At 66.4% G+C, this 21,614-nt stretch carries 23 protein-coding genes and 2 tRNA genes; 11 read left to right on the top strand and 14 right to left on the bottom strand.

The window, feature by feature from the left end:
* Nucleotides 1-52: 52 nt before the first annotated feature.
* The 4 genes from ACQR1Y_RS15105 to ACQR1Y_RS15090 form a co-directional block, all read right to left on the bottom strand.
* A complete protein-coding gene (locus tag ACQR1Y_RS15105) occupies nt 53-1,276 on the bottom strand; it encodes an ABC transporter substrate-binding protein (RefSeq protein ID WP_434875752.1) in 1,224 nt (407 codons plus the stop codon).
* Between the two features lie 40 nt (nt 1,277-1,316).
* Complete coding sequence (locus ACQR1Y_RS15100) at nt 1,317-2,063, bottom strand: ABC transporter ATP-binding protein (RefSeq protein WP_434857277.1); 747 nt, start codon at nt 2,061-2,063, stop codon at nt 1,317-1,319.
* Nucleotides 2,056-2,811, bottom strand: a complete 756-nt coding sequence (locus ACQR1Y_RS15095; protein ID WP_035648423.1) for an ABC transporter ATP-binding protein — start codon at nt 2,809-2,811, stop codon at nt 2,056-2,058. Before ACQR1Y_RS15095 ends, ACQR1Y_RS15100 begins: the two co-directional genes overlap by 8 nt.
* A gap of 305 nt (nt 2,812-3,116) precedes the next feature.
* Complete coding sequence (locus ACQR1Y_RS15090; protein WP_434857278.1) at nt 3,117-3,473, bottom strand: ArsC family reductase; 357 nt, start codon at nt 3,471-3,473, stop codon at nt 3,117-3,119.
* Between the two features lie 218 nt (nt 3,474-3,691).
* On the opposite strand from ACQR1Y_RS15090, the gene ACQR1Y_RS15085 reads away from it, so the two are divergent.
* Nucleotides 3,692-3,892, top strand: a complete 201-nt coding sequence (locus ACQR1Y_RS15085; RefSeq protein ID WP_434875751.1) for a hypothetical protein — start codon at nt 3,692-3,694, stop codon at nt 3,890-3,892.
* A 30-nt stretch (nt 3,893-3,922) separates the two neighbouring features.
* On the opposite strand, the gene ACQR1Y_RS15080 is transcribed toward ACQR1Y_RS15085, so the two are convergent.
* The 3 genes from ACQR1Y_RS15080 to ACQR1Y_RS15070 all read right to left on the bottom strand — a co-directional run bounded on the left by ACQR1Y_RS15080 (nt 3,923) and on the right by ACQR1Y_RS15070 (nt 9,039).
* A complete protein-coding gene (locus tag ACQR1Y_RS15080; RefSeq protein ID WP_434875750.1) occupies nt 3,923-7,219 on the bottom strand; it encodes an SNF2-related protein in 3,297 nt (1,098 codons plus the stop codon).
* A gap of 141 nt (nt 7,220-7,360) precedes the next feature.
* Nucleotides 7,361-8,338 (bottom strand): oxygenase MpaB family protein, encoded by a 978-nt coding sequence (locus ACQR1Y_RS15075; RefSeq protein ID WP_434875749.1) that lies wholly within the window; start codon nt 8,336-8,338, stop codon nt 7,361-7,363.
* Complete coding sequence (locus tag ACQR1Y_RS15070) at nt 8,335-9,039, bottom strand: glutathione S-transferase N-terminal domain-containing protein (protein WP_434875748.1); 705 nt, start codon at nt 9,037-9,039, stop codon at nt 8,335-8,337. Before ACQR1Y_RS15070 ends, ACQR1Y_RS15075 begins: the two co-directional genes overlap by 4 nt.
* Before the next feature lie 126 nt (nt 9,040-9,165).
* On the opposite strand from ACQR1Y_RS15070, the gene ACQR1Y_RS15065 reads away from it, so the two are divergent.
* Nucleotides 9,166-9,513: a hypothetical protein gene (locus ACQR1Y_RS15065; RefSeq protein ID WP_434875747.1), complete on the top strand. Its 348-nt coding sequence runs from the start codon at nt 9,166-9,168 to the stop codon at nt 9,511-9,513.
* Between the two features lie 3 nt (nt 9,514-9,516).
* Here ACQR1Y_RS15065 and ACQR1Y_RS15060 read toward each other — a convergent pair whose 3' ends face one another.
* Nucleotides 9,517-9,744 (bottom strand): hypothetical protein, encoded by a 228-nt coding sequence (locus tag ACQR1Y_RS15060; RefSeq protein ID WP_434875746.1) that lies wholly within the window; start codon nt 9,742-9,744, stop codon nt 9,517-9,519.
* 79 nt (nt 9,745-9,823) lie between these two features.
* Nucleotides 9,824-10,906, bottom strand: coding sequence for an Acg family FMN-binding oxidoreductase (locus ACQR1Y_RS15055; RefSeq protein ID WP_434875745.1), 1,083 nt, complete (start codon nt 10,904-10,906; stop codon nt 9,824-9,826).
* Between the two features lie 536 nt (nt 10,907-11,442).
* Here ACQR1Y_RS15055 and ACQR1Y_RS15050 point away from each other — a divergent pair.
* The 4 genes from ACQR1Y_RS15050 (at nt 11,443) to ACQR1Y_RS15035 (ending at nt 13,614) form a co-directional block, all read left to right on the top strand.
* A complete protein-coding gene (locus tag ACQR1Y_RS15050; protein WP_434875744.1) occupies nt 11,443-11,589 on the top strand; it encodes a hypothetical protein in 147 nt (48 codons plus the stop codon).
* Nucleotides 11,590-12,019: 430 nt separating this feature from the next.
* Nucleotides 12,020-12,096 (top strand) — tRNA-Ser (locus ACQR1Y_RS15045).
* Nucleotide 12,097: 1 nt separating this feature from the next.
* Nucleotides 12,098-12,176 (top strand) — tRNA-Glu (locus ACQR1Y_RS15040).
* Between the two features lie 97 nt (nt 12,177-12,273).
* Nucleotides 12,274-13,614 carry a TROVE domain-containing protein gene (locus ACQR1Y_RS15035; RefSeq protein ID WP_434875743.1) on the top strand — a complete coding sequence of 447 codons (1,341 nt, stop codon included), beginning with the start codon at nt 12,274-12,276 and terminating at the stop codon, nt 13,612-13,614.
* A 79-nt stretch (nt 13,615-13,693) separates the two neighbouring features.
* Here ACQR1Y_RS15035 and ACQR1Y_RS15030 read toward each other — a convergent pair whose 3' ends face one another.
* Together ACQR1Y_RS15030 and ACQR1Y_RS15025 are read right to left on the bottom strand one after the other, a co-directional pair.
* Nucleotides 13,694-13,999, bottom strand: a complete 306-nt coding sequence (locus ACQR1Y_RS15030) for a hypothetical protein (protein ID WP_434875742.1) — start codon at nt 13,997-13,999, stop codon at nt 13,694-13,696.
* Between the two features lie 95 nt (nt 14,000-14,094).
* The gene (locus ACQR1Y_RS15025) at nt 14,095-15,006 is read right to left on the bottom strand and encodes a LysR family transcriptional regulator (protein ID WP_434875741.1); all 912 of its coding nucleotides are present in this window, start codon (nt 15,004-15,006) and stop codon (nt 14,095-14,097) included.
* Nucleotides 15,007-15,136: 130 nt separating this feature from the next.
* Between ACQR1Y_RS15025 and ACQR1Y_RS15020 the strand changes: the two genes are divergently transcribed.
* The 3 genes from ACQR1Y_RS15020 to ACQR1Y_RS15010 all read left to right on the top strand — a co-directional run bounded on the left by ACQR1Y_RS15020 (nt 15,137) and on the right by ACQR1Y_RS15010 (nt 17,642).
* Nucleotides 15,137-15,904, top strand: coding sequence for an enoyl-CoA hydratase/isomerase family protein (locus ACQR1Y_RS15020; protein WP_434875740.1), 768 nt, complete (start codon nt 15,137-15,139; stop codon nt 15,902-15,904).
* Between the two features lie 267 nt (nt 15,905-16,171).
* On the top strand, nt 16,172-16,819 hold the full coding sequence (locus tag ACQR1Y_RS15015) for a peroxiredoxin-like family protein (protein ID WP_434875739.1): 648 nt from the start codon (nt 16,172-16,174) through the stop codon (nt 16,817-16,819).
* 16 nt (nt 16,820-16,835) lie between these two features.
* A complete protein-coding gene (locus ACQR1Y_RS15010; RefSeq protein WP_434875738.1) occupies nt 16,836-17,642 on the top strand; it encodes an SDR family NAD(P)-dependent oxidoreductase in 807 nt (268 codons plus the stop codon).
* A gap of 19 nt (nt 17,643-17,661) precedes the next feature.
* Here the strand turns inward: ACQR1Y_RS15010 and ACQR1Y_RS15005 are convergent, their stop codons facing one another.
* From ACQR1Y_RS15005 to ACQR1Y_RS14995, 3 genes are all read right to left on the bottom strand, one after another.
* Nucleotides 17,662-17,820, bottom strand: a complete 159-nt coding sequence (locus tag ACQR1Y_RS15005) for a hypothetical protein (protein WP_434857293.1) — start codon at nt 17,818-17,820, stop codon at nt 17,662-17,664.
* Nucleotides 17,821-17,897: 77 nt separating this feature from the next.
* Nucleotides 17,898-18,044 carry a hypothetical protein gene (locus ACQR1Y_RS15000; protein WP_434875737.1) on the bottom strand — a complete coding sequence of 49 codons (147 nt, stop codon included), beginning with the start codon at nt 18,042-18,044 and terminating at the stop codon, nt 17,898-17,900.
* Between the two features lie 51 nt (nt 18,045-18,095).
* Nucleotides 18,096-18,440, bottom strand: a complete 345-nt coding sequence (locus ACQR1Y_RS14995) for a Lin0512 family protein (protein WP_035655349.1) — start codon at nt 18,438-18,440, stop codon at nt 18,096-18,098.
* A 263-nt stretch (nt 18,441-18,703) separates the two neighbouring features.
* On the opposite strand from ACQR1Y_RS14995, the gene ACQR1Y_RS14990 reads away from it, so the two are divergent.
* Complete coding sequence (locus tag ACQR1Y_RS14990; RefSeq protein WP_434875736.1) at nt 18,704-20,089, top strand: ethanolamine ammonia-lyase subunit EutB; 1,386 nt, start codon at nt 18,704-18,706, stop codon at nt 20,087-20,089.
* Entirely contained in the window at nt 20,089-20,865 is a 777-nt protein-coding gene (gene eutC, locus ACQR1Y_RS14985) for an ethanolamine ammonia-lyase subunit EutC (protein ID WP_434875735.1), read from the top strand. The genes ACQR1Y_RS14990 and eutC overlap by 1 nt, the downstream gene beginning before the upstream one ends.
* Nucleotides 20,866-21,614: the final 749 nt, after the last annotated feature.

Raw genomic sequence — 21,614 nt, 5'->3', positions numbered from 1 at the left:
TCCCAAGGGTCAAACGACAGCCCCGGCGGCGAACCGCCGGGACCGCAGCGGCTTACTTCTTCAACAGCGCGCACGCGCTCTTGTCGAGCGGCGTGAAGGCCTGGTCGCCCGGCACCGAGCCGACCATCTTGTATAGATCCCACGGGCCCTTCGAGTCCGACGGCTTCTTGACCTCGAACAGATAGGCGGTGTGGATGGTGCGGCCGTTGGGCTGGATCTCGCCCTTGCCGAACAGCGCATCCTCGGTCGGAATCGACTTCATCTTGTCGACGATCTTCACGCCGTCATGCGGATTCTCGCCCAGTGCCTCCAGCGCCTTGAAGTAATGCAAGAGGCCTGCATAGACGCCCGCCTGCACCATGGTCGGCGGCGCGCCGTTCTTCATCCGCTTGGAGAAGCGCGCCGAGAACGCACGGGTCTGGTCGTTCATGTCCCAGTAGAAGGTCTCGGTGAAGTTCAGGCCCTGCGCGATGTCGAGCCCGATCGACTTCACGTCGGTCAGGAACAGCAGCAGCGCAGCGAGCTTCTGGCCGCCCTTCGTCAAACCGAACTCGGCCGCCTGCTTGATCGAGTTGGTGGTGTCGCCGCCGGCGTTGGCCAACCCGATCACCTTGGCGCCCGACGACTGCGCCTGCAGCAGGAAGGACGAGAAGTCGGAGGTGTTGAGCGGATGCTTGACGGTGCCGACCACCTTGCCGCCATTGGCGGTGACCACCGCCGTGGTGTCGCGCTCCAGCGCCGCGCCGAAGGCGTAGTCCGCGGTCAGGAAGTACCAGCTGGTGCCGCCGGCCTTGACCAGCGCCTGACCGGTGGTGTGGGCCAGCATGTAGGTGTCGTAGGTCCAATGCACGGTGTTCGGCGAGCACTGCGCATTGGTGAGGTCGGAGGTTGCCGCGCCCGAATTGATGTAGACGCCGTTCTTCTCCTTGACGACGTTGTTCACCGCCAGCGCCACGCCGGAGTTCGGCACGTCGACGATGATGTCGACCTTGTCGACGTCGAACCACTGCCGCGCGATCGAGGTGCCGATGTCGGGCTTGTTCTGGTGATCGCCGGAGATCACGTCGATCTTCCAGCCCTTCGCGGTGAGGCCGGAATCCTCGATCGCCATCTGCGTCGCGAGCGTCGAGCCGGGGCCGCCGAGGTCGGAATAGAGACCGGACTGATCGGACAGTGCGCCGATCTTGACGACCTTGTCGCCGGCCGAGGCAAGGCTGCCGCTGACCAGAGTGAGCGCCGTTCCCAGCAGCAATGACGCGATGAATTTGCTGTTCATTTCCAACTTTCCAAATTCCAAGAAACAGTCCCGGCGCCGGTTAGACGCCGAGATAAGTATGCAGCTTGTCCATGTTGGCGGACAGATCGGCATTGGCGAATCCGTCGATGACCTTGCCGTGCTCGACGACGTAGTAGCGGTCGGCCACCGTCGAGGCGAAACGGAAGTTCTGCTCGACGAGGAGGATCGTAAACCCCTCCTTCTTCAGCCGCGCGATGGTGTGGCCGATCTGCTGGATGATGACCGGCGCGAGGCCCTCGGTCGGCTCGTCCAGCATCAGGAAGCTCGCGCCGGTGCGCAGGATGCGCGCGATCGCCAGCATCTGCTGTTCACCGCCGGAGAGCTTGGTGCCCTGGCTCTTCAGCCGCTCCTTCAGGTTCGGAAACAGCTCGAAGATCTGGTCAAGCGTCAGCCCACCCGGCCGGACCACCGGCGGCAGCAGCAAATTCTCGCGCACGTCGAGGCTGGCGAAGATGCCGCGCTCTTCCGGGCACAGCGCGATGCCGAGCCGCGCGATCCTGTCCGAGGTCATGCGGATCAGTTGCTGACCGTTGAAGGCGACCGAGCCGGTGCGCTTGCCGATGATCCCCATGATCGACTTCAGGGTCGTGGTCTTGCCGGCGCCGTTGCGCCCGAGCAAGGTGACGACCTCGCCGGCATTCACGTTGAAATTCATGCCGTGGAGAATGTGGGACTCGCCGTACCAGCTCTCGAGATTCTTGACGTCGAGAATGGTGCTGGTGGCAGCCGCCTGCCCTGTTTTCGTCGCCGTCATCACCTCAGGCATGTCCGGCTCCCAGATAGGCTTCCTTGACGCGCTCATCCTTGGAGAGCTCGGAGTAAGGTCCCTCGGTCAGCACCTGCCCGCGCGTCAGCACGGTGATGGTGTCGGAGAGATTGGCGACGACGCTCAGATTATGCTCCACCATGAGGATCGTGTACTTGGCCGAGATGCGCTTGATCAGGGCTGCGATCTTGTCGATGTCCTCGTGGCCCATGCCGGCCATCGGTTCGTCCAGCAGCATCATCTCGGGATCGAGCGCGAGTGTGGTCGCGATCTCCAGCGCGCGCTTGCGTCCATAGGGCATTTCGACGGCCGGAATATTGGCGAATTCGCTGAGGCCCACATCATTGAGCAGCTCCAGCGCGCGGCCGTTGAAGCGGTTCAGCACGCTCTTGGAGCGCCAGAAGTCGAACGACGAGCCATGCTGGCGCTGCAGGGCGACGCGGACGTTCTCCAGCGCGGTCAGATGCGGAAACACCGCCGAGATCTGGAACGAGCGGACCAGCCCGAGACGCGCCACGTCGGCCGGCGCCACAGCCGTAATATCCTGCCCCTTATAGAGGATCTTGCCGGCCGAAGGCCGCAGAAACTTGGTCAGGAGATTGAAGCACGTCGTCTTGCCGGCCCCGTTGGGGCCGATCAGCGCGTGAATGGTGCCCCGGCGGATCTTGAGCGAAACATCGCGAACGGCAAAAAAACCCGCGAATTCTTTCGTCAATCCGTGGGTTTCGAGAATGAACTCGTCAGCCAAACAGATTCCCCCCGAGCCGGCGCGGATAGCGCCCGGCCCTCGCTTCTTCCTGTACGGCGGCTCTACCGGAGGGCTTGAACGATTCCGCGCCGTCCTCCGCGACCGCTTCGGGCCGGAATATGCCGTCAATCGAGGGAGTTAAGCAAGGCGGAAAGCTGGGCAACGCGGTCGCGGGGCGCCTTCTGAACCTCGCGTTGATTCTGCTGTGTCCTACCCGCGGACATAGAGTAACGGACCACCGCCGTTCTGTCACATGTGCTCGCGCCCCCGAATCTCGCGAGCGCGAAGGTGGTGGCAGCCAGCTATTATTTGGCAGCCTTCACGTCCTTCGCGTAGAGGTCCGGCTTGAAGCCGACCACGCGCTTGGTTCCGAGATCGAGCACCGGGCGCTTAATCATCGAGGGCTGCGCCAGCATCAGCGCGATCGCCTTGCTCTCGGTCAGCCCCTCCTTCTCCGCATCCGGCAGTTTCTTGAACGTCGTCCCGGCGCGATTGAGCAAAACCTCCCAGCCCACTTCGTCGCTCCACGCCTTCAACGTCGCCTTGTCGATTCCGGCGGTCTTGTAGTCGTGGAAGTCGTAAGCCACGCCGTGCTCGTCAAGCCAGGCGCGCGCCTTCTTCATCGTGTCGCAGTTCTTGATTCCGTAGATCGTGATGCTCATGCCACTCGTCCTCAACCCTTCGTGTGCGATGCCGAAGAATGTCTCATGTTGCGACAATCGGCCCCGCATTTTGCAGTGCGATTCACCCGCTTTTGATGCGCGAACGCCGTTCGTTCCACAGTCGGAATTCACTCCGAGCTTTGCCATGAAAGTGTCGGCTCAGCATTACATTTTCTTCGCATCCCCGGCGTATCTGGCGCGCGAACAGGAGACCGCGAATGGGCAAGATCATGGTGCGTTGTCCGCAGACCGGCCGCAGCATCGAGACGGGAATGGAAATGGATGCCGCGCGTTTTCAGCGCATGCCCGTGTTCTTCTCGCGCGCCTACTGCCCGCACTGCCGGACCTATCATGAATGGTTCGCCGCCCATGCCTGGGTCGAGGAGACCAGGGACCGCGAGGACATTGCGCTGGCGTGATCGGAACACGGCCGATCGCGTGCCACTGCCTCAAGACAGCAGCGCGGCAATATCGTCCTCGGTCAGCGCCTTGCCGATATTGCCTTCGTTGTCGAACAGCCGATCGGCGATCGCCTGCTTGCGCTGCTTCAGCTCGCCGATCTTCTCCTCGATCGTCCCGGCGGTGACCAATCGATAGACGAAGACCTTCTTGTCCTGGCCGATGCGGTGGGCGCGGTCGATCGCCTGGGCCTCGACGGCGGGATTCCACCAGGGATCGTAGATGATCACCGTGTCCGCGGCCGTCAGGTTCAGCCCGACGCCGCCGGCCTTCAGGCTGATCAGGAAGACCGGGCTCTTCCCTTTCTGGAACCCTTCGATCGCGCGCTTGCGATCACGCGTATCGCCCGTGAGAAGTCCGTAGCCGATCTCCAGCTCCTTGAAGCGCTGCTCGATCAGCGCCAGCATCGAGGTGAACTGCGAGAAGATGATGATCTTGCGTCCCTCGCTCAGCAACTCCTCGACCATCTCCATGAGGCGGTCGAGCTTCGCCGAGGGCCGCTCGGTCTTGTCGTCGAGCTTCAACAGCCGCGGATCGCAGCAGACCTGGCGCAGCCGCAGCAGCGCCTCGAGCACGATGATGTGGCTGCGGGCGAGGCCGCGCTCGTCGAGCGCCTTGCGCACCTTCTTGGCCATCGCCGCGCGGATCGAATCATAGAGGTCGCGCTGCTTGCCCTCGATCGCCACCGTTTCCACGATGTCGACCTTGGCCGGCAGCTCGGAGGCCACCTCCTCCTTGGTCCGTCGCAACAGGAACGGCTTGACCCGGCGCGTCAGCGCCGCGGCCCGCACCTGGTCGCCCTCCTTCTCGATCGGCGAACGCCAGTTGCGGGTGAACGCGGTCTTGTCGCCGAGATAGCCGGGGTTGACGAAGCTCATGATCGACCAGAGCTCGCCGAGATGGTTCTCCATCGGCGTGCCCGTGAGGCAGAAGCGATGACTGGCCTTGATCGCGCTGAGCCAGCGCGTCGTCGCGGCATTCGGGTTCTTGATCGTCTGCGCCTCGTCGAGAATGGCCATGTGCCAGTCGCGGCCGAGGATCAGCTCATGGTCGCGCGCGATCAGCGGATAGGTCGTGAGCACCACGTCGTGCTGCGGGATCTGATCGACCAGCTCCTTGCGCGCGGCGCCGTGGAACACCAGGACCTTCAGATCAGGCACGAACTTGGCAGCCTCGTTGAACCAGTTCGTCATCAGGCTGGTCGGGGCGACGATGAGCACCGGCGCCGTGATCGCGCCGCGCGCCTTTTCCAGCGCGAGCAGCGCCAGCACCTGCACCGTCTTGCCGAGGCCCATGTCGTCGGCGAGCACGCCGCCGAGATTGGCCTGCCGCAAGAGATCGAGCCAGGCGACGCCGTGCTGCTGATACGGCCGCAGCTTGGCCTTGAAGCCGGCAGGCAGCTCGATGTCGTCAGGCTGACGCTGCCGCAGCAGATCGGCCAGCCGCCGCAGATCGTCAGGTCCCTTGAACGCCTCCGCGTCATGCGCCAGCAGCGGCACCAATTGCGCACGCGAGAGCCGGAGCTTGCCGGAGGCATCGAAGCTGCCGCCACTCAGCCCCATCGTCTGCAGCGCCAGCAGGACCGGCAGGAAACGACCGGCCGCGAGCGCCAGGTGCCGGCCGTCGGGCAGCGGTACATACATGTGCTTCGCGGTGGAGTCGGCCTCCGCCAGCGCGTCGACGATCCCAGGCTCCGCGAGCAGCCGCGCCAGCAGCTCGGCGAGATCATGCGGCTTGCCGTCGATGTCGATCTTGAAGCCGAACTCGAACCAGTCGATCCCGCTGCCTTCGATTTCCATGTCGACGATGCCGGAAGAGTCGGCCATCCGGAACGGGAAGGTGTCATCGATGCGGATCTCGAAGCCCTCCGCCCGCAACGGGTCGAGGTCGAGATGCATGAACTGCAGCCAGCGGCCTTCGTCGGCAAAAGTGAGATCACCGCCGAATCCGCCGAAGCTGTAGGTCTGGACTTTCCTGAGCGGAACGAGCCCGAGGTCGCTCAGCCTCTTCGACGTCTTGCGCTCGTCCGCCTTGGCGCGCGTCACGAGGTGCACGCGGCCGTCGTGAAAAAGCTCGGTCTCGTTGCCGCCCTGGTCGGCTTCGATCTCGATCGGACCATAACGGTAGACCTGGCGGACCACGCCGAGCGGAAGCCCGCTGGTGTGGACGCCCTGGAAGCCATAGCCCGGATAAGGTCCGCGTCGCAGGTGCAGGATCGGCACCGGCTTGGCCTCGATCCGGACGACCTCGCTCGGCGGCGACGGCAGCAGAGCGGGATCGAGCGCGGGCAGCCGCTCGCTGAGATGCCGCGAGACCTCGCCGATCACCGCCTTCGGCAGCGTCGGCGCACTCAGCAGGTGCTGCGCCATTTGCGGATCAATCCCGGGATCGACCTCGCCCACGATGCCGTTGCTCTCGTCGGCATAGATGGGCGGCTCGGCATGCAACGCCGTCAGGCCATCGACCACGAGCCTCGCCCCGATGGCTCGCAGACCGACCGGCTGCCATTCGATGCGGCCATCGCGCTTGTCGCCCCATCGCAGCAGCGGCCCGGTATGATCGCGCCAATACGCCCGGCCGGTCTCGACGATGCGCTTCAGCAGCGCGGCAGAGCCGATCCGGAACGCCCATTGTCCGTCGAGATAGAATTGAAATCCAAGCCGCGCCGCGATCGCGATGTCGATGTCGCGATAGAACGCCGGCGCATTCGCGGCACTCGTCCTGAGTTGATCGACCTTCGCGAACGCAGAGGCAAAGCTGTCGTCCTTGCCCAGCCGGACCGACCACAGCCGCACGACGGGAAAAGGTGCACCTCCGGATTCGGAATGGGGTTGCACGCCATAGATCAGTCTCTGCCTCACCGCGGGAGGATAGCTATCGCCACGGCTGACCGCGCCGATCTTGTTGAGCCACGCACTAATCTCCGGCGGCAGCACCACCCGGCTCGCCTTCTCCGGCTTCGCGCGTGTCTTCAGGTCGTCGTCGTCATCCTCCGGCGGCTCGGTCGCTTCGAGCAGCACTGCCGCGACATGCTTGCAGTTGAATTGCATCGGGCACGTACACGTCCCGATGACGCCCACGCGCCCGTGCTTGTCCGGCTTCAGCCTGATCTCGACCTCATATGGCCAGGATTGAGAACCCTGCACCGAGGCCGCCAGCTCGAGGCCGTCCTCGCTGATCTCGAGATCGAGCACGCCGCCGCTGCGCTGCACGACCTCCGCCTTCTGAAAGGCGGCTTGGCTGAAGAGCGGACGGATGGCCCCGGGCTTTTTGAAAGGAAGCGGCATAATGGTGAACCTGACGCACGCCAACGTGACTGCGCAGCACCCATGTACCACGATCAGCGCCGAAAAATGGGCGCGGACCTGCGGCCTGGGGATATCTCCGCGGCGCGGCGCGCCTCTGGGCCGCGACCGCGCAACGCGAGCTCAACTCTGCGCGGATGTGCCCCGCATGCCACCGGCGTTCGCAGCCGGCATGAGCGGTTGCCCGATCCAGCCGCGGTTGAGCAGCCGCGTGAAGGACGGGCAAGGCTCGCCGCGGAGGCGCGCCATGGCCTCCTGATACGGACCGACGGTGCGCAATCTCGGCGGCAACGCCGCGTAGAGCCGCGGCAGCCAGATCCGCGCCCGCGCGGCGCTGCGATGCTCGCGCTCAGCATACGGCAGTTCGAACGCCAGCCGCAGCCGCTCCGGCAGCATCTCGGCCGTCAGCGCCGTGAACCAGCGCGGCAGCCCGATCCATGTCGCCTCGCCGGAGAAGATGCGCTGGGCGATCTCGCGCGCGGCCGCGCTGACCGTCAGCGTCTCCGAGTCCATCATCTCGGCCGTGTAGAGCTTGAAGGACGACCAGTCCGGCGGCAGCACCTCGCGGGGAATCCCGAACAGGCCCGCGAAGCGCATCGCGTCGCGCCAATACTGCTCGCGCTCGGCATCGGTCAGCGGCGGACACAGCAGACCGTAGGACATCATCGCCGTCTCGACCAGCGTCGCATGCACCCAGCGCAGCGCGTCGATATCGTTGGCGCGATAGCGCGAGCCGGCCGCGAACGGCCCGGCCGTCTCCGTCATCGCGCCATCGACAGCCGCATGCCGCCGGTACAGCCGGCGCGCCACGGCGGCCGCCTGGTCACGCGTGCCGAACACCATCGTGTAGACGATGCTGAAGGTGCGGTGGAAGCGGCCGAGCGGATCGGCGAACACCTTCGACTGCTCGGCGATGCCGGCCGAGACCCAGGGATGGGCGAGCTGCAGCAGCAGTGCGCGGCCGGCGCCGAGAAACAGCGCGGCCTCGCGATGCACCCGCCACATCACGCTGTCGGGACCGAGCACGCCGTCGCCCGCGACCGCAGGCGCCGACAGCACCTCATCCAGGCAACGCTCGAAATCGGCTTCGCTGACGATCACGGCCGCTTCGGGATCTCCAGCCCGCGCTGCACCGCCGGCCGCGCCAGCCCGCGCTCCAGCCAGGCCGGCACGTGCTTCAGCGCGTCAAAGTCCGTGATCTCTCGCGCGCCGTAGAAGCCGATCAGGTTGCGCACCCAGCCAAGCGTGGCGATGTCGGCGATGGTGTAGTCGCCGTCCATGATCCACGCGCGCCCGTCGAGCCTGGCTTCGAGCACGCCGAGCAGCCGCTTGCTCTCGGCGACGTAGCGCTGCAGCGGCCGCTTGTCCTCGTACTCACGGCCGGCGAATTTGTGGAAAAAGCCGAGCTGGCCGAACATCGGCCCGACGCCGCCCATCTGGAAGTGCAGCCACTGGATGGTCTGCCAGCGCCGCGCCGGATCGGCGGGCAGGAACTTGCCGGTCTTCTCGGCGAGATACTGCAGAATCGCGCCGGACTCGAACAGGCCGAGCGGCTGGCCGCCGGGACCAGCGGGATCGATGATCGCCGGGATCTTGCCGTTCGGATTGAGCGATAGGAATTCCGCCGTCTTCTGATCGTCCTTGCCGAAATCGATCGCGTGCGGCTCGTAAGCCAACCCCGTCTCCTCCAGCATGATCGAGACTTTCACGCCGTTCGGCGTCGGCAGCGAATAGAGCTGGATGCGGTCGGGATGCAGCGCCGGCCAGCGCTTGGTGATCGGAAAGCTGGAAAGGTCGGACATGATGGTCGGGCTCGCCTGTTGCGTTGAGGTCTCAATCTAAGCCCATGCGCTCGCGCCGCAAGACATGAGCCGGGAACTGTTGCTACAGGATCGTCTTGTCGTGCAGCCGATGTGCAGAGATGGCGCATGCCGAGTTCGACCTATGACCTGATCATGCAGGCGATGATGAAGCGCCGGCAGGTGCTGTGCCTGTATCACGGCCACGCCCGCGCGATCTGTCCGATCATCCTCGGTCACACCGCGGGCCGCGAGCGCGTGCTCGCCTTCCAGTTCGCGGGCGGCGCGAGCAGCGGCCTGCCGCCGGGCGGTCAATGGAAGTGCTTCGATGTTGCCGGGATGAGCGAGGTCGAGCTGCGCGAGGGCCGCTGGCATTCGGGACGCAGCCACAGCCAGCCGCAATATTGCGTCGCCGATGTCGATCTCGACGTCAACCCGGACAGTCCGTACGATCCGAAGCGCAAGCCCAGGCGGTGACGTCTACTGCGGCTCGCGCAGACGCACGCGCAGCAGCGCCGGCAGCTTCGCCGTCGCCTCGTACTGCGCCAGCTTCGCCGCGACGCGGCGCATCAGGGTCGATGCGCCCTGCTTGGCAAACACCTTGAGGCCGCGATAGCTGAAGTCCACCACCACCTCATGATGACGCATGCCCTTGCCGCCCTTGACCAGGCCAAGGTCGCGCACCAGGCAATAATGCCCGTCGCTCATGCGTGCCAATCGGGTGTTCTCGAACATGTCATGAAGCAATGCACCGAGTCGCGAATCCGTCAAGATTGACAGGAACGACTCATGAACCCACCACCGCATCGACAGGCCGGCGCGGCGAGAATGGCAGCGTGGGGCCGTAGCCGAAACGCAGCACGAGGTCCGGCCGCCGCGTCGTCCCGATCAGTCGCGCCAGCTCGGGCCGCAACGCGGCCACTTCGACCGGCTGATTGATGAAGGCGAGCTTGAGCCCGAGGCGCGTCGCTTCGAGCGCGAAGCGCTGGCACGCCTGCCCCGCCCTGATCCAGTGCGAGGGATCGGCCTGCTCGGCGGCGAACACTGCAATGCCTGACGAGGATGCGATCTGTCGCGCATATTTGTCGTTCTCGGCCGCAGCATCGAACAGGAGATCGAAGGCAAGGCTGCCCAGCGTCGTCGGCAAGGACGGATTGCCGCTCGCTGCAGCAAACAAGCCGTCGCCGCTCGCCATCGCGCTGCGCGGATTGAACCGGATCCACTCCTTCAGCTCGCGCATGAACGCGGCGTCGCGCATCTGCGCGCTGTTGCCGGCGATCACGAGGTCGCGGATGGCGGCGATATCAGTCGGCGCCGTGACGATGGCGAGATCGACGCCGGCCACCGCCGAGGCGACCTGCAGCGACGACAGATCGCGCGGCGGCACCTCGCGTCCGTCATAGTCGGCGCGCGTCGACTGCCTGCGGCTGATGGCGGCCAATAGCGGATCGACGTCATCGCGCCGGCCGCCGGTGAAGACGTAGCGCACCAGCGGACCATCGATGATCACCTCGCCCGGACGGCCGCTGGCGGCGGCCGCGATCGCAAGGTTGGTCGCCGCGCAGCCGAGGCTGACATACAGATGATGATCGTCGGGATCGACCACCGCCGTGCGTCGCGACAGATCGGGCGCGATCGTGATCGCATCGGCCGAAACGGCGAAGCGCCACGGCTGGGTATTATGGCCGTTGGCCGCCAAGGTCGCGTAGCGGATCACGTCGGCGATCTCGCCCGACAGAGGCGCACGCAGCCGCGCGCTGTAGCTCTCGTACGCGGACATCGCCCCGGTGGCCGAGCGCCAGGCGCCCGCGCCGAGCGCAGCCGCTGTCAGCGCGCTGCTCGCTCCTAACAGGATCTGCCGTCGGTTCATCACCACATGCCCGCCGAATTCATGACAACAATGATAGGCGCGCAACGCCGTCCTGTCTTGTTTCAAATCAACATCGCCAGAAGTGAGCGAGAAAGTCCGCAACGCACTGTTGACAGCAACAACAAACGAGCGTATGCCCCGCGACCTCGCGAGCGATTGCGTCCGCGACTAACAATGAGAACGACGATGTCCTTCGGTGACGAACACATGATTTGCACGTCCAGCGGCTTTGGGCCGTCGGATGACGCACGCCATGCTCGGAGGAGCGATCTTGCCTGACGCAAGATCCATTGTCCTGTTCACACGGACCCTCCCGAGCCAGCCGCTCCGGAGGGTTTTTTGTTGCCCTTCGCGAGCCGGCTGCACGGCGAACTACAAATTGTCCCGGCGACCAGCCGGAACGGGAGACCCGGATCCCGGGGCTCGCGCAGGTGACGCGCGTGCCCAAGAGCGCGGGGCCTGTCGGAGGGAACGAGGCGTGACGCCGGACACCGATGACAGAGCGAGCTCCAAGGAGCTCGCAACACGCGGCGCCAATGAGCGCCGCAGACAAGCTATTTGACTTCCCGGCCGTTCGCGGCCGGGAGCTGCTGGTGGTGAAGATCGCGGATCCTTCGCGTCAACGCGGCGATGAGCCGCCTTCGATCGATCGTACCGTGGAATCCGTCAAGCGAGATGGGTGAGTCGCGGGCTACGGTGAGGCTGATGTCGAGCCTGCGTTTCGATCGTCGTATTGCCGTGATCGCCCGTTCCCCAGCAAGCCAACAACGCCGTCCAGCGACCGCCGGGCGGCCAGGCGGTGGTGAGGATGTCTGTTACTTCGTTGAAACCGAGCGCCCCCTTGGGGCAGCAACAGCATCACCCGTTCCCCGCCGACCAGTTTCACGAGCCGTGGTGAAGACGACTGTTACTTCGCTTGCCACGCCAGGTGTCGCGGGTTCGAGTCCCGCCCGGCGCAAATGCCGGTAGCTCAGGGGTAGAGCACTGTCCGGTCCACGCGAGTGGACCGGGTACAGTCGTCGCCCGTTCCCGGCTCGTGATCCATGTCACCGATCGTCGACGAAAGGCGGTCATCTCAGAGACGGCGCAGATATCCTCTGCGTCCCGTTCTCCACGTGCCGTGGTGAAGAGTGCTGATACTTCGATTGCTAATCGAGAGGTCGTGGGTTCGACTCCCACCCGGCGTTCCATGCGCCGGTAGCTCAGCGGCAGAGCACTAGCCGCTCCACGCGAGTGGAGCGGACCTCAGCATTCGCCCGTTCCCGGCGCGTGGTTCCTATCGCATGCGATCTCAACCGACATCATGCGCACTGGCCGGTACTCCGGCGACTCCATCCATCATCAACCCAAGCCAAGAGGAGGCCATCATGGTCAGGCTCAACAAGTCCCTGCGCGCCTTCACCCATGAGGGTGCGCCGTCCCGGCAGCTCGCGCCCGTCCAGGCGCTGCAGCGCACGCTGATGAGCTGCCTGTTGTGGGAGGACCAGTTCTACGAGGACGGGGTCGCGATCGCCGATCGGATCACGTCGCTCGTAGCGCAGGTCGAGCCGCGCGAGGTCGCCGGGCTTGCGGTCCGCGCGCGCGAGGAGATGAAGCTGCGGCACGCGCCGCTGCTCGTCGCCCGCGAGATGGCGCGGCTGCCCCAGCACCGTGCGCTGGTCGCCGAGACGCTTGCGCGCATCATCCAGCGGCCGGACGAGATGACCGAGCTACTCGCGATCTACTGGGCAGACTCCCTCGGGCCGCAGCAGCAGCGCAAGCGGCAGCCGGTGTCGGCGCAGGTCAAGAAGGGGCTGGCGAAGGCGTTCGCGAAGTTCGACGCCTATCAGCTCGCGAAATATGACCGCGAGGGCCCGGTGCGACTGCGCGACGTCCTGTTCCTGGTGCACGCCAGGCCCAAGGACGTGGCCCAGGAGGCGGTGTGGAAGCAGCTCGTCGATGGCGAGCTGCCCTCGCCCGACACCTGGGAGGTCGCGCTCTCGACTGGCGCGGACAAGCGGGAGAGCTTCGAGCGGCTGCTCGCCGAGAGGCGGCTCGGAGCGCTGGCGCTGCTGCGCAACCTGCGCCTGATGCGTCAGGCCGGGGTGTCGCGCGAGGCCATCGCGGCCGCGATCGAGACGATGCGGACGGACCGTGTCCTGCCGTATCGGTTCATCACGGCGGCGCGGCACGCGCCTGATGTCGAGCCGGAGCTCGAGCAGGCGATGCTGAAGTCGATCAAGGGTTATGCACGGCTGCGAGGCCGCACGCGGCTCCTGATCGACGTGTCCGGCTCGATGTTCGCAAGGCTGTCCGCGCAGTCGGAGATGACGCGCGCGGAGGCCGCGTGCGGGCTTGCGATCCTCGCCCGCGAGGTCTGCGACGAGGTGGAGATCTTCACGTTCAGCGACAAGGTCGTGAAGGTGCCGCCGCGGCGTGGCTTCGCGCTGCGCGATGCGATCCTCGGATCGCAGCCGCATTCCGGGACCTATCTCGGACGTGCGGTGGGCGAGGTCGACCGCAAGGGCGACCGCCTGATCGTCTTCACGGACGAGCAGAGCCACGATGCGGTGCCGCAGCCCAAGGCGCGCGGGACCATGGTCAACGTGGCGTCGTACCAGCACGGGGTCGGATACGGACCCTGGACGCGGGTCAACGGCTTCTCCGAGGCCGTGATCGCCTGGATCGCGGCGCAGGAGGAAAGCTCTCGCGGGAGCACGCTGCACTGACAACAACCGGCCCGGACGCGTCAAACACGCGCCCGGGCCTTTTTGCGTTTGAGATCGGCGCGAGGCGCATCCGATGCCGTCAGTGCGCGCTGACGCTCCGCGCTCCCGCCTCCCTCATGATGCCCTCCACGTCTGCCGAGCCGGCAGCGCGGCCGCCGACCGACACCTCGATCTCGCCTTCGAGCTCCGGCGCCCCCTGCTTGTCGACACCGGGATGGCCGCTCTCGACGTCGGCGCCGGCGGCCTTCGAGCCGGCGCTGTTGGCTTCGCCTGCGGCGCGCACGGACACGTCGGTGCGGGCGATGCCGTGGTCCTGCACCAGATGCTCGACGGCGAGCTCGGCGGCGCGGCGGGTGGCGAAATGGCCGATGATCGTGCGTTCCATGAAAAATCTCCTGGCGTGTCGCCGATCGTTGTCGGCTTATCTGCCGGTTCGAACGCATGGGCGGCGGATGCTGTTCCAGCACCGCCCCAGCGGCATCACGCCGTGTAGGATGACAGCCGCGCGTCGAGCGAGAATTCGTGGGCGAGATGATCGATGATCGCGCGTACCTTGAGCGGCACGAACCGCCGCGAGGCATAGACCGCGTGCATCGGCAGCGGCCGCGGCGCAAAATCCTGCAACAGCACCTTGACCGCCCCGCTCTCGATCTCCTGCGAAAAGGCAAATGTTGGAATCACGGCGATGCCGAGCCCGCCGAGCACGCCGTCGCGCACGGCCTCCGAATTGTCGGCGCGATAGCGTCCGCTCACCTCGACGGCGACCGGTCCGTCAGCGCCCTCGAAAAGCCAGCGGTTTCCGGTGGCGAGCCTTGTGTAGACGATGCATTGGTGCTCGGCGAGATCGGCCGGCACCTTGGGCGCACGGTGGGCCTTGAGATAGGCCGGCGACGCCACGGTCACGCGCTGCACCGTGCCGATGCGCCGTGCGATCAGCCCGGGATCGGTGATCTCGCCGACGCGGATGGCGGCGTCGATGCCCTGCTCCACCAGGTCGGCAAAGCCGTCGCTCATGATCAGATCGATCGACACGTCCGGATAGCGCTTCAGGAACGCCGGCAGCCGCGGCACTACATGCAGCCGGCCGAACACGACCGGCGCGGCCAGCCGCAACAGCCCGGACGGCTTCTGCCGCCGGCGCCCAACCGCGCCCTCGGCCTCCGACACCGCCTCCAGCGCGCGCAGCGCGTGCTCGTAGAACACCCGGCCGTCGTCGGTCAGCGTGAGCGCCCGCGTCGTGCGGGTGAACAGCCGCGTCCGCAGGTGATCCTCCAGCGCGCCGATCTGGCGGCTGATGGTCGGCTGCGTCGTGTTCAGCTCGGTGGCGACGGCGGTGAAGCTGCCGGCCTCCACCACCCGCACGAAGGTCCGCATCGGTCCCAGGAGATCCATGACAACCATCCATACGAAAATCGTATGAATGATATCTGACCGCCGCCAATTATCCAAGCGTGCCGAATGCGCGATTGTCCTTCCGACAGCAACGGCCGGCACGTCGCCGCCCATCGCCACGGAGAGAGCCATGACCCCGTCCTACTTCACCCGCTTCGCCCATCTGCGCCTGAGCCGCGACGCGGAGGGAGTCCTGCTGGTCGAGATGCACAGCGATGGCGGACCGATCCGCTTCGATGCGCGCGACCATACCGAGTTCACCGACGCCTTCTATGAGATCGGCCGCGACCGCGACAACAAGATCGTCATCCTGACGGGTATCGGCGACTACATGGCGGAGATCGACTTCGCCAGCTTCGGCAATGTCGGCGACGCCAATGTCTGGTCGCGCGTCCATGACGAGGGCACGCAGATCCTGGAGAACATCGCCAACATCCGCGTGCCGCTGATCGCCGCGATCGAGGGCCGCGCCCACATCCACACCGAATACGCGCTGTTCGCCGACGTCATCATCGCCGGCCGCAGCGCCACCTTCAACGATCTGCCGCATTTCGCCGGCGGCATCGTGCCCGGCGACGGCATCTTCACCACCTGGTCGTATCGCGCCGGCGCCGGCCGCGCGCAGGCGTTCCTGCTCAACCCGCAGCCGCTGTCGGCGCAGGAGGCGCTGAGCTGGGGCGTCGTCAACCACATCACCGACGACGGCAACACGGTCGCCTTCGCCCGCGAGCTCGCCGCGCTCTATCTGCGCCAGCCCGAAGTCACCCGCCGCAACAGCCGCATCCATTTCGTCCAACCGCTCAAGGAGCGCATCGTCCGCGAAGTCGGCTACGGCCTCGCCCTCGAAGGCGCCAGCGCCAACGCCCTAATGCAGCAGATGACGGCCGGGCAACGCTGAGAAAGTCGGAGAACTCCCAGCCCCTGCGTAGTTAGTCCGCTCGATGTGAGCCAATCCCTTGCCCCAGCGACGCTGCGCCCCCTCTCCCCGTCCTTCACGGGGAGAGGGTCGGGGTGAGGGGCACCCGCACGGGAAGTCTCCGCGGCGAGACCTGTACCCCCCTCACCCGGATCGCATCTGGCGATGCGATCCGACCTCTCCCCGCAAGCGGGGAGAGGTGCAGACCGAGCAAGCCGCTCGCCGAATTCTCTCCAAAGGATCACCATCATGTCCCTGCAAACCGAACTCGATGCCTTCAAGACGGCCTGGACCTCGCGTGTCGGCGACGACATCGCCCAGCTCGTCGAATCCGACAACGCCACGCTCGAAGACCTCGCGGCGCGCGCCGTCAAGCAGGGCGCCCCCTTCCCTGCCCTCCGGATGCCCAACCACAAAGGCGGGATCACCGACCTCGCGGCGCTGATGGCCGACAGCGCCCTCATCGTGACATTCTATCGCGGCGGCTGGTGTCCCTACTGCAATCTCGAACTCCGCGCCTATCAGGCTCGGCTCGCGGAGATCACCGCGCGCGGCGCACGGCTGGTCGCGGTCTCGCCGGAAACGCCCGACAACACGCTGACGACCGCGGAGAAGAACGCGCTCGCCTTCGACGTCCTGTCCGATACCGAGGGCCGGCTCGCCGACGCGCTCGGCATCCGCTACGAACTGTCAGCGCCGATCAAGGCGCTGTACCAGAAATTCGGCCACGACCTGCCCGTGCACAATGGCGACGGCCGCTGGTCGCTGCCGATGCCCGCGACCTACGTCATCGCCAAGGGCGGCCGCATCCTGCGTGCCCATGTCAGCCCGGACTATCGCACCCGGCTCGAGCCGGACGCGGCGCTCGCCGCGCTCGCCCTGCCCGCTGCCGTTTGAACAAGGAGTTGATGCGATGACCCTCGATGGCAAGATCGCGCTCATCACCGGCGCCGGCAGCGGCATCGGCCGCGCCACCGCGCTCGCCCTCGCCGCCTGCGGCGTTCACCTCGTGCTGTTCGGCCGCACCGCGGCCAAGCTCGCGGAGACCGCCTCCCTCGCGGCGAGCCACGGCGTCAGAATCGAGACGCTCACCGGCGACGTCGCCGACGAGACGGCCTGTGCTGCGGCGCTCGCCCTGGCGCGCGACCGCTTCGGCCGGCTCGACATCCTCGTCAACAATGCCGGCAACGTCCACGCCGGGCGCCTCGAAGCAACCGAGATCGCCGATATCCGCGCCATGATCGAGGTCGACCTGCTCGCCCCGATCCTGTGGACCCGCGCGGCGCTGCCGCTGTTGCGCGCCAGCGGCGACGGCGCAATCGTCAACGTATCCTCCGGCATAGCCCTGGTCGGCGCGCCGTTCTACGCGACCTATGCGGCGGCAAAAGCCGGCCTCGCCCGGTTCGGCGAAGCCCTGCATCGCGAGCTGCTCGACGAAGGCGTGCGCGTCCTGACGGTCTACCCGGGCGCCACCGAGACGCCGATGATGGCGAGCAACAAGGCCGGTCCCGAGCTCGGCTTCGCGCGCGAGACACCCGAGATGGTCGCCGACGCGCTGGTCGACGGCCTCGCGTCCTGCGCCCGCGAGGTGATCCGCGCCAACGAGACCCGCCGCGCCATGATCACCCTCAACCGCGACCATCCCGAGGAGATCGACGCGCGCTTCCGCACCATGAAGCCGCGGCTCGAAGCGGCCGTCGCCGACCATCACGCGCCGTGAGCGGCCGTGCGTCTGCGCTTCACTCGCCCTCGATCGGCTGAGGCAGATCGAGGGCGGAGCGGAGACGGCCCTGACCACGCCGATACAGGGTCGCATAGCTCGCAGCCGCCAACAGGTCCGGGAACGGTTCGAAGCCGTCGACGACCTTGTTGAAGGGAATCTTGCCGCATCCCGGCACGTCGCATTTCGGCTTGCCCTTGGGGCAGGTGTTATAGTTACAGAGGCGTCCGAGATACCGATCCGTCGCGGGCTCGATCAGGAAGACCTCGACTTGATGATTGGCCGTGCTCGGCCCTCGGCCGCGGCCAGCGCGTCGGTCACGATATCCGCGGCCCGCCGAAAGTCGTGCTGCTGACGCAACAGATACTGGTTCTGTCTCTCGATTTCGGCGCGGCTGACCATGTGCTTCGTCAATCAATGCTGGCACCAAAGACAGGGACTGCTGGGTCCCGCTCACTTGCCGTCGTCGAGATGCACCAGCACCGCGGCGTTGGCGATGATGATGGCGTCGCTGCCCGCCTCGGCCGGGATCTCGAGCCCGCCCTTGACCGCGGTCACCGTCACGGTGCCGTAAGGCAATTCCTTGGCGACAGCCGCCGTATCGACCGCCTCCGGGTTCGGCACGCCGATGGTGACGTCCACCAGCATGTCCTGCGGCGTCTTGCCGACCATGCGGAAGAAGCCGAGGCTGGAATGCCGGATCGCATCCGATACCGCGCGCCTGGCGGCCTTGGTGGCGTCGCGGCCATGGACGTCGACGCCCATACCCATCTCGGTGATACAGCGGATACGCGCCATGGCGGAGTTCCCTCGGGTTGCGTTGTTCGGCGCGCGACCTTAGCCATGTGCGCAGCCGGCGCAACCCGGCAGACCAGAGACGACCCTGCAGCAAATTGGTCATCGGATGCGGGCATATATCGTGCATGATAAGTGGCATGATGCGTTGCATGACATCCAGGAGGCCCTGACATGATCTCCCGTTCCGTTTTCCGGGCCCGGCCATGCAATGAATCGCTCCGGCCGTCCGGGTCACTCCAGCCCAATTTGTGAGGAGAGCCGCCATGGGTTTTTCACACACGCTGGGCGGCACGACCTACCGCTTCGACGATTTGAGAACGCTGCTCGCGAAGGCGACCCCATTGCGCTCCGGCGACGTGCTCGCCGGGCTCGCCGCGCAGGACGCGGCCGAGCGCGTCGCCGCGCGGATGGCGCTTGCCGATCTTCCGCTGCGGCACTTCCTCACCGAGGCCGTCATTCCCTATGAGAGCGACGAGATCACGCGGCTGATCGTCGACCAGCACGACGGCAGCGCATTCGCTCCGGTCGCAAGCCTCACTGTCGGCGGCTTGCGCGAATGGCTGCTGTCGGATGCCACCGACGCGACGATGCTCTCCGCCGTCTCGCCGGGCTTGACTCCCGAAATGGTCGCGGCCGTCAGCAAGATCATGCGGCTGCAGGATCTCGTCACGGTCGCGGCGAAATGCGAGGTGGTCACGCGCTTCCGCTGCACCATCGGCCTGCCCGGAACGATGGCGACACGGCTGCAGCCCAATCATCCGCTCGACGATCCCAAGGGCGTCGCAGCCTCGATTCTCGACGGGCTGATGTATGGCGTCGGCGACGCCACCATCGGCATCAATCCGGCGAGCGACGATGTCGAGACCATGATCCGGCTGCTCGACATGATCGAGACGCTGCGCCTGGCCGCGAACGCGCCGATCCAGTCCTGCGTGCTCGCGCATGTGACGACCGCGCTGAAGGCGATCGAGCGCCGCGCGCCGGTCGACCTCGTGTTCCAGTCGCTGGCCGGCACCGAGGAGGCCAATCGCGGCTTCGGCATCACGCTGGCGCTGCTCGACGAGGCCTACGCCGCCGCGCAAAGCCTGCAGCGCTGCCCTGACGGCGGCAATGTGATGTATTTCGAAACCGGGCAAGGCAGCGAATTGTCCTCGGCAGGACATTGCGGCGTCGATCAGCAGACGCTGGAGGCGCGCTGCTACGCCGTGGCGCGGCGCTACCGGCCGCTGCTGGTCAACACCGTCGTCGGCTTCATCGGTCCGGAATATCTCTACGACGGCAAGCAGATCATGCGCGCCGGGCTGGAGGATCATTTCTGCGGCAAGCTGATGGGCCTGCCGATGGGCTGCGACGTCTGCTACACCAACCATGCCGAGGCCGACCAGGACGACATGGATGCCCTGCTCACACTGCTCGGCGTCGCCGGCTGCACCTACATCATGGGCGTCCCCGGCGCCGACGACATCATGCTGAACTATCAGAGCACGTCGTTCCATGATGCGCTGTATGTGCGCAAGGTGCTCGGCAAGCGCGCGGCGCCGGAATTCGAGGCCTGGCTTGCGGCCACCGGCATCAGCGATCCCAAAGGTGAGCTAAGCTTCGAGCCGGCGCGGCTGATGCCCGCACTGCCGCTGCTGGAGGCCGAGTGATGAGCGGCTCGGATGACATCAAGGCGCCTGCGACGTCCTCTCCCGACGACTGGACCTCGCTGTCGCGCTACACCGAGGCGCGCATCGCGCTCGGACGATGCGGTCCGGGCGTGCCGACCTCGGCGCATCTCGCCTTCCAGGCCGCGCATGCCGAAGCCCGCGATGCCGTCCTGAAGCCGTTCGAGGCCGAGAGCTTCGCGGCCGAGTTGAGCGCCCATGGCTGGCCGGCGCTCGCCGTCCACAGCCGTGCCACCGACCGCAGCGTCTACCTGCAACGCCCCGACGCCGGCCGCCTGCTGTCGCCGGAGTCCGAGGCGATGCTGTCGGAGGCGCGCGCGCCAGCCGACATCGTCGTGGTGGTCGCGGACGGATTGAGCAGCCGCGCCGTGCAGGTCAACGCCCTGCCCGTGCTCGACGCCTTGATGCCCCTGCTCGCCGCCACCGGCCGCAGCCTGTCGCCGGTGATCGTCGCGTCGCAAGGCCGCGTCGCGCTCGCTGACCACATCGGCGAAATGTTCGGCGCGTCCGCCTCGCTCATCCTGATCGGCGAGCGCCCCGGCCTCACCGCCGCCGACTCGCTCGGCCTCTATCTGACCTGGATGCCGCGCCGCGGCCGCGTCGATTCCGAGCGCAACTGCATCTCCAACGTCCGCCAGGGCGGGCTCGCGCCGGCCGACGCCGCGCGCCAGGCCGCGGACCTGATCGCACGCATGTTCCAGCACCGCACGGCAGGCGTCGGCCTCGCCCGCGTGCCGCAATTGCCCGCGCCGGATTGAGCCGGACATTGACGCAACAGCTCGCATCTGAGCTGCGAGTGACGGACATGCGCGCCACACTCTCGCTGTCGTCCCGGGCAAGGCCGACAACGCGAAGCGTTGGCGGACGCTGACCCGGGACCCATACGCCGCGGCGGACGTGGCTTGGCGAGATGGCGTGGCCATCGTGCCTCACACATCTCCCTGGGAGTATGGGTCCCGGATCGGCGCGCGCTCAGCACAACGCTTGCGCGTTGCCTGAGCGCGCTTGTCCGGGACGACAGCGGGGGGGGGTTGGCCGATGAAGGCGCCAGCTCATCAGGCACGTCATCGCCCATGGCACACACGCGCGCCACACTCTCCCCGTCGTCCCGGGCAAGGCCAACAACGCGAAGCGTTGGCGGACGCTGACCCGGGACCCATACGCCGCGGCGGATGTGGCTTGGCGAGATGGAGCGGCCCGCGCTTCGGCAAATTATATTTATATTGCCATTTTTCCGAATTCATGATTATATGTCGCCGTCCCGCCCCATGAGAGGGGCGCATCGCGATCGTCACGACACGCGGGGTGGGATGCGGTGGCCGCGGCCATGTCGCAGCGTGCTTTCAGTGCGCCGACGAACGGCTGGCTGCGGACGTGAAGACGCGTGGTCCTGGCGCCCCGATGCTGGCGTCAAGTCGCGGGCGATGATCCCGCTGACGACGGTGGCTAACAAGCCGGACACCGGGGAGATCGCGTAGTAAGCGTGAAAACCATCGCGCGGGGAATG

Origin of the sequence: Bradyrhizobium sp. HKCCYLRH3099 (assembly GCF_051167855.1) — a bacterium.
Classification (GTDB): Bacteria; Pseudomonadota; Alphaproteobacteria; order Rhizobiales; family Xanthobacteraceae; genus Bradyrhizobium.
This window is presented reverse-complemented; position numbering and strand designations above follow the sequence as displayed.

What these genes read in the sequence shown, in the direction of transcription:
- ACQR1Y_RS15105 (WP_434875752.1), bottom strand. Translation starts at nt 1,276, where the DNA reads ATGAACAGCAAATTCATCGCGTCATTGCTGCTGGGAACGGCGCTCACT.
- ACQR1Y_RS15100 (WP_434857277.1), bottom strand. Translation starts at nt 2,063, where the DNA reads ATGCCTGAGGTGATGACGGCGACGAAAACAGGGCAGGCGGCTGCCACC.
- ACQR1Y_RS15090 (WP_434857278.1), bottom strand. Translation starts at nt 3,473, where the DNA reads ATGAGCATCACGATCTACGGAATCAAGAACTGCGACACGATGAAGAAG.
- ACQR1Y_RS15085 (WP_434875751.1), top strand. Translation starts at nt 3,692, where the DNA reads ATGGGCAAGATCATGGTGCGTTGTCCGCAGACCGGCCGCAGCATCGAG.
- ACQR1Y_RS15080 (WP_434875750.1), bottom strand. Translation starts at nt 7,219, where the DNA reads ATGCCGCTTCCTTTCAAAAAGCCCGGGGCCATCCGTCCGCTCTTCAGC.
- ACQR1Y_RS15070 (WP_434875748.1), bottom strand. Translation starts at nt 9,039, where the DNA reads ATGTCCGACCTTTCCAGCTTTCCGATCACCAAGCGCTGGCCGGCGCTG.
- ACQR1Y_RS15065 (WP_434875747.1), top strand. Translation starts at nt 9,166, where the DNA reads ATGCCGAGTTCGACCTATGACCTGATCATGCAGGCGATGATGAAGCGC.
- ACQR1Y_RS15060 (WP_434875746.1), bottom strand. Translation starts at nt 9,744, where the DNA reads ATGAGCGACGGGCATTATTGCCTGGTGCGCGACCTTGGCCTGGTCAAG.
- ACQR1Y_RS15055 (WP_434875745.1), bottom strand. Translation starts at nt 10,906, where the DNA reads ATGAACCGACGGCAGATCCTGTTAGGAGCGAGCAGCGCGCTGACAGCG.
- ACQR1Y_RS15050 (WP_434875744.1), top strand. Translation starts at nt 11,443, where the DNA reads ATGAGCGCCGCAGACAAGCTATTTGACTTCCCGGCCGTTCGCGGCCGG.
- ACQR1Y_RS15035 (WP_434875743.1), top strand. Translation starts at nt 12,274, where the DNA reads ATGGTCAGGCTCAACAAGTCCCTGCGCGCCTTCACCCATGAGGGTGCG.
- ACQR1Y_RS15030 (WP_434875742.1), bottom strand. Translation starts at nt 13,999, where the DNA reads ATGGAACGCACGATCATCGGCCATTTCGCCACCCGCCGCGCCGCCGAG.
- ACQR1Y_RS15025 (WP_434875741.1), bottom strand. Translation starts at nt 15,006, where the DNA reads ATGGATCTCCTGGGACCGATGCGGACCTTCGTGCGGGTGGTGGAGGCC.
- ACQR1Y_RS15020 (WP_434875740.1), top strand. Translation starts at nt 15,137, where the DNA reads ATGACCCCGTCCTACTTCACCCGCTTCGCCCATCTGCGCCTGAGCCGC.
- ACQR1Y_RS15015 (WP_434875739.1), top strand. Translation starts at nt 16,172, where the DNA reads ATGTCCCTGCAAACCGAACTCGATGCCTTCAAGACGGCCTGGACCTCG.
- ACQR1Y_RS15010 (WP_434875738.1), top strand. Translation starts at nt 16,836, where the DNA reads ATGACCCTCGATGGCAAGATCGCGCTCATCACCGGCGCCGGCAGCGGC.
- ACQR1Y_RS15000 (WP_434875737.1), bottom strand. Translation starts at nt 18,044, where the DNA reads ATGGTCAGCCGCGCCGAAATCGAGAGACAGAACCAGTATCTGTTGCGT.
- ACQR1Y_RS14995 (WP_035655349.1), bottom strand. Translation starts at nt 18,440, where the DNA reads ATGGCGCGTATCCGCTGTATCACCGAGATGGGTATGGGCGTCGACGTC.
- ACQR1Y_RS14990 (WP_434875736.1), top strand. Translation starts at nt 18,704, where the DNA reads ATGGGTTTTTCACACACGCTGGGCGGCACGACCTACCGCTTCGACGAT.
- eutC (WP_434875735.1), top strand. Translation starts at nt 20,089, where the DNA reads ATGAGCGGCTCGGATGACATCAAGGCGCCTGCGACGTCCTCTCCCGAC.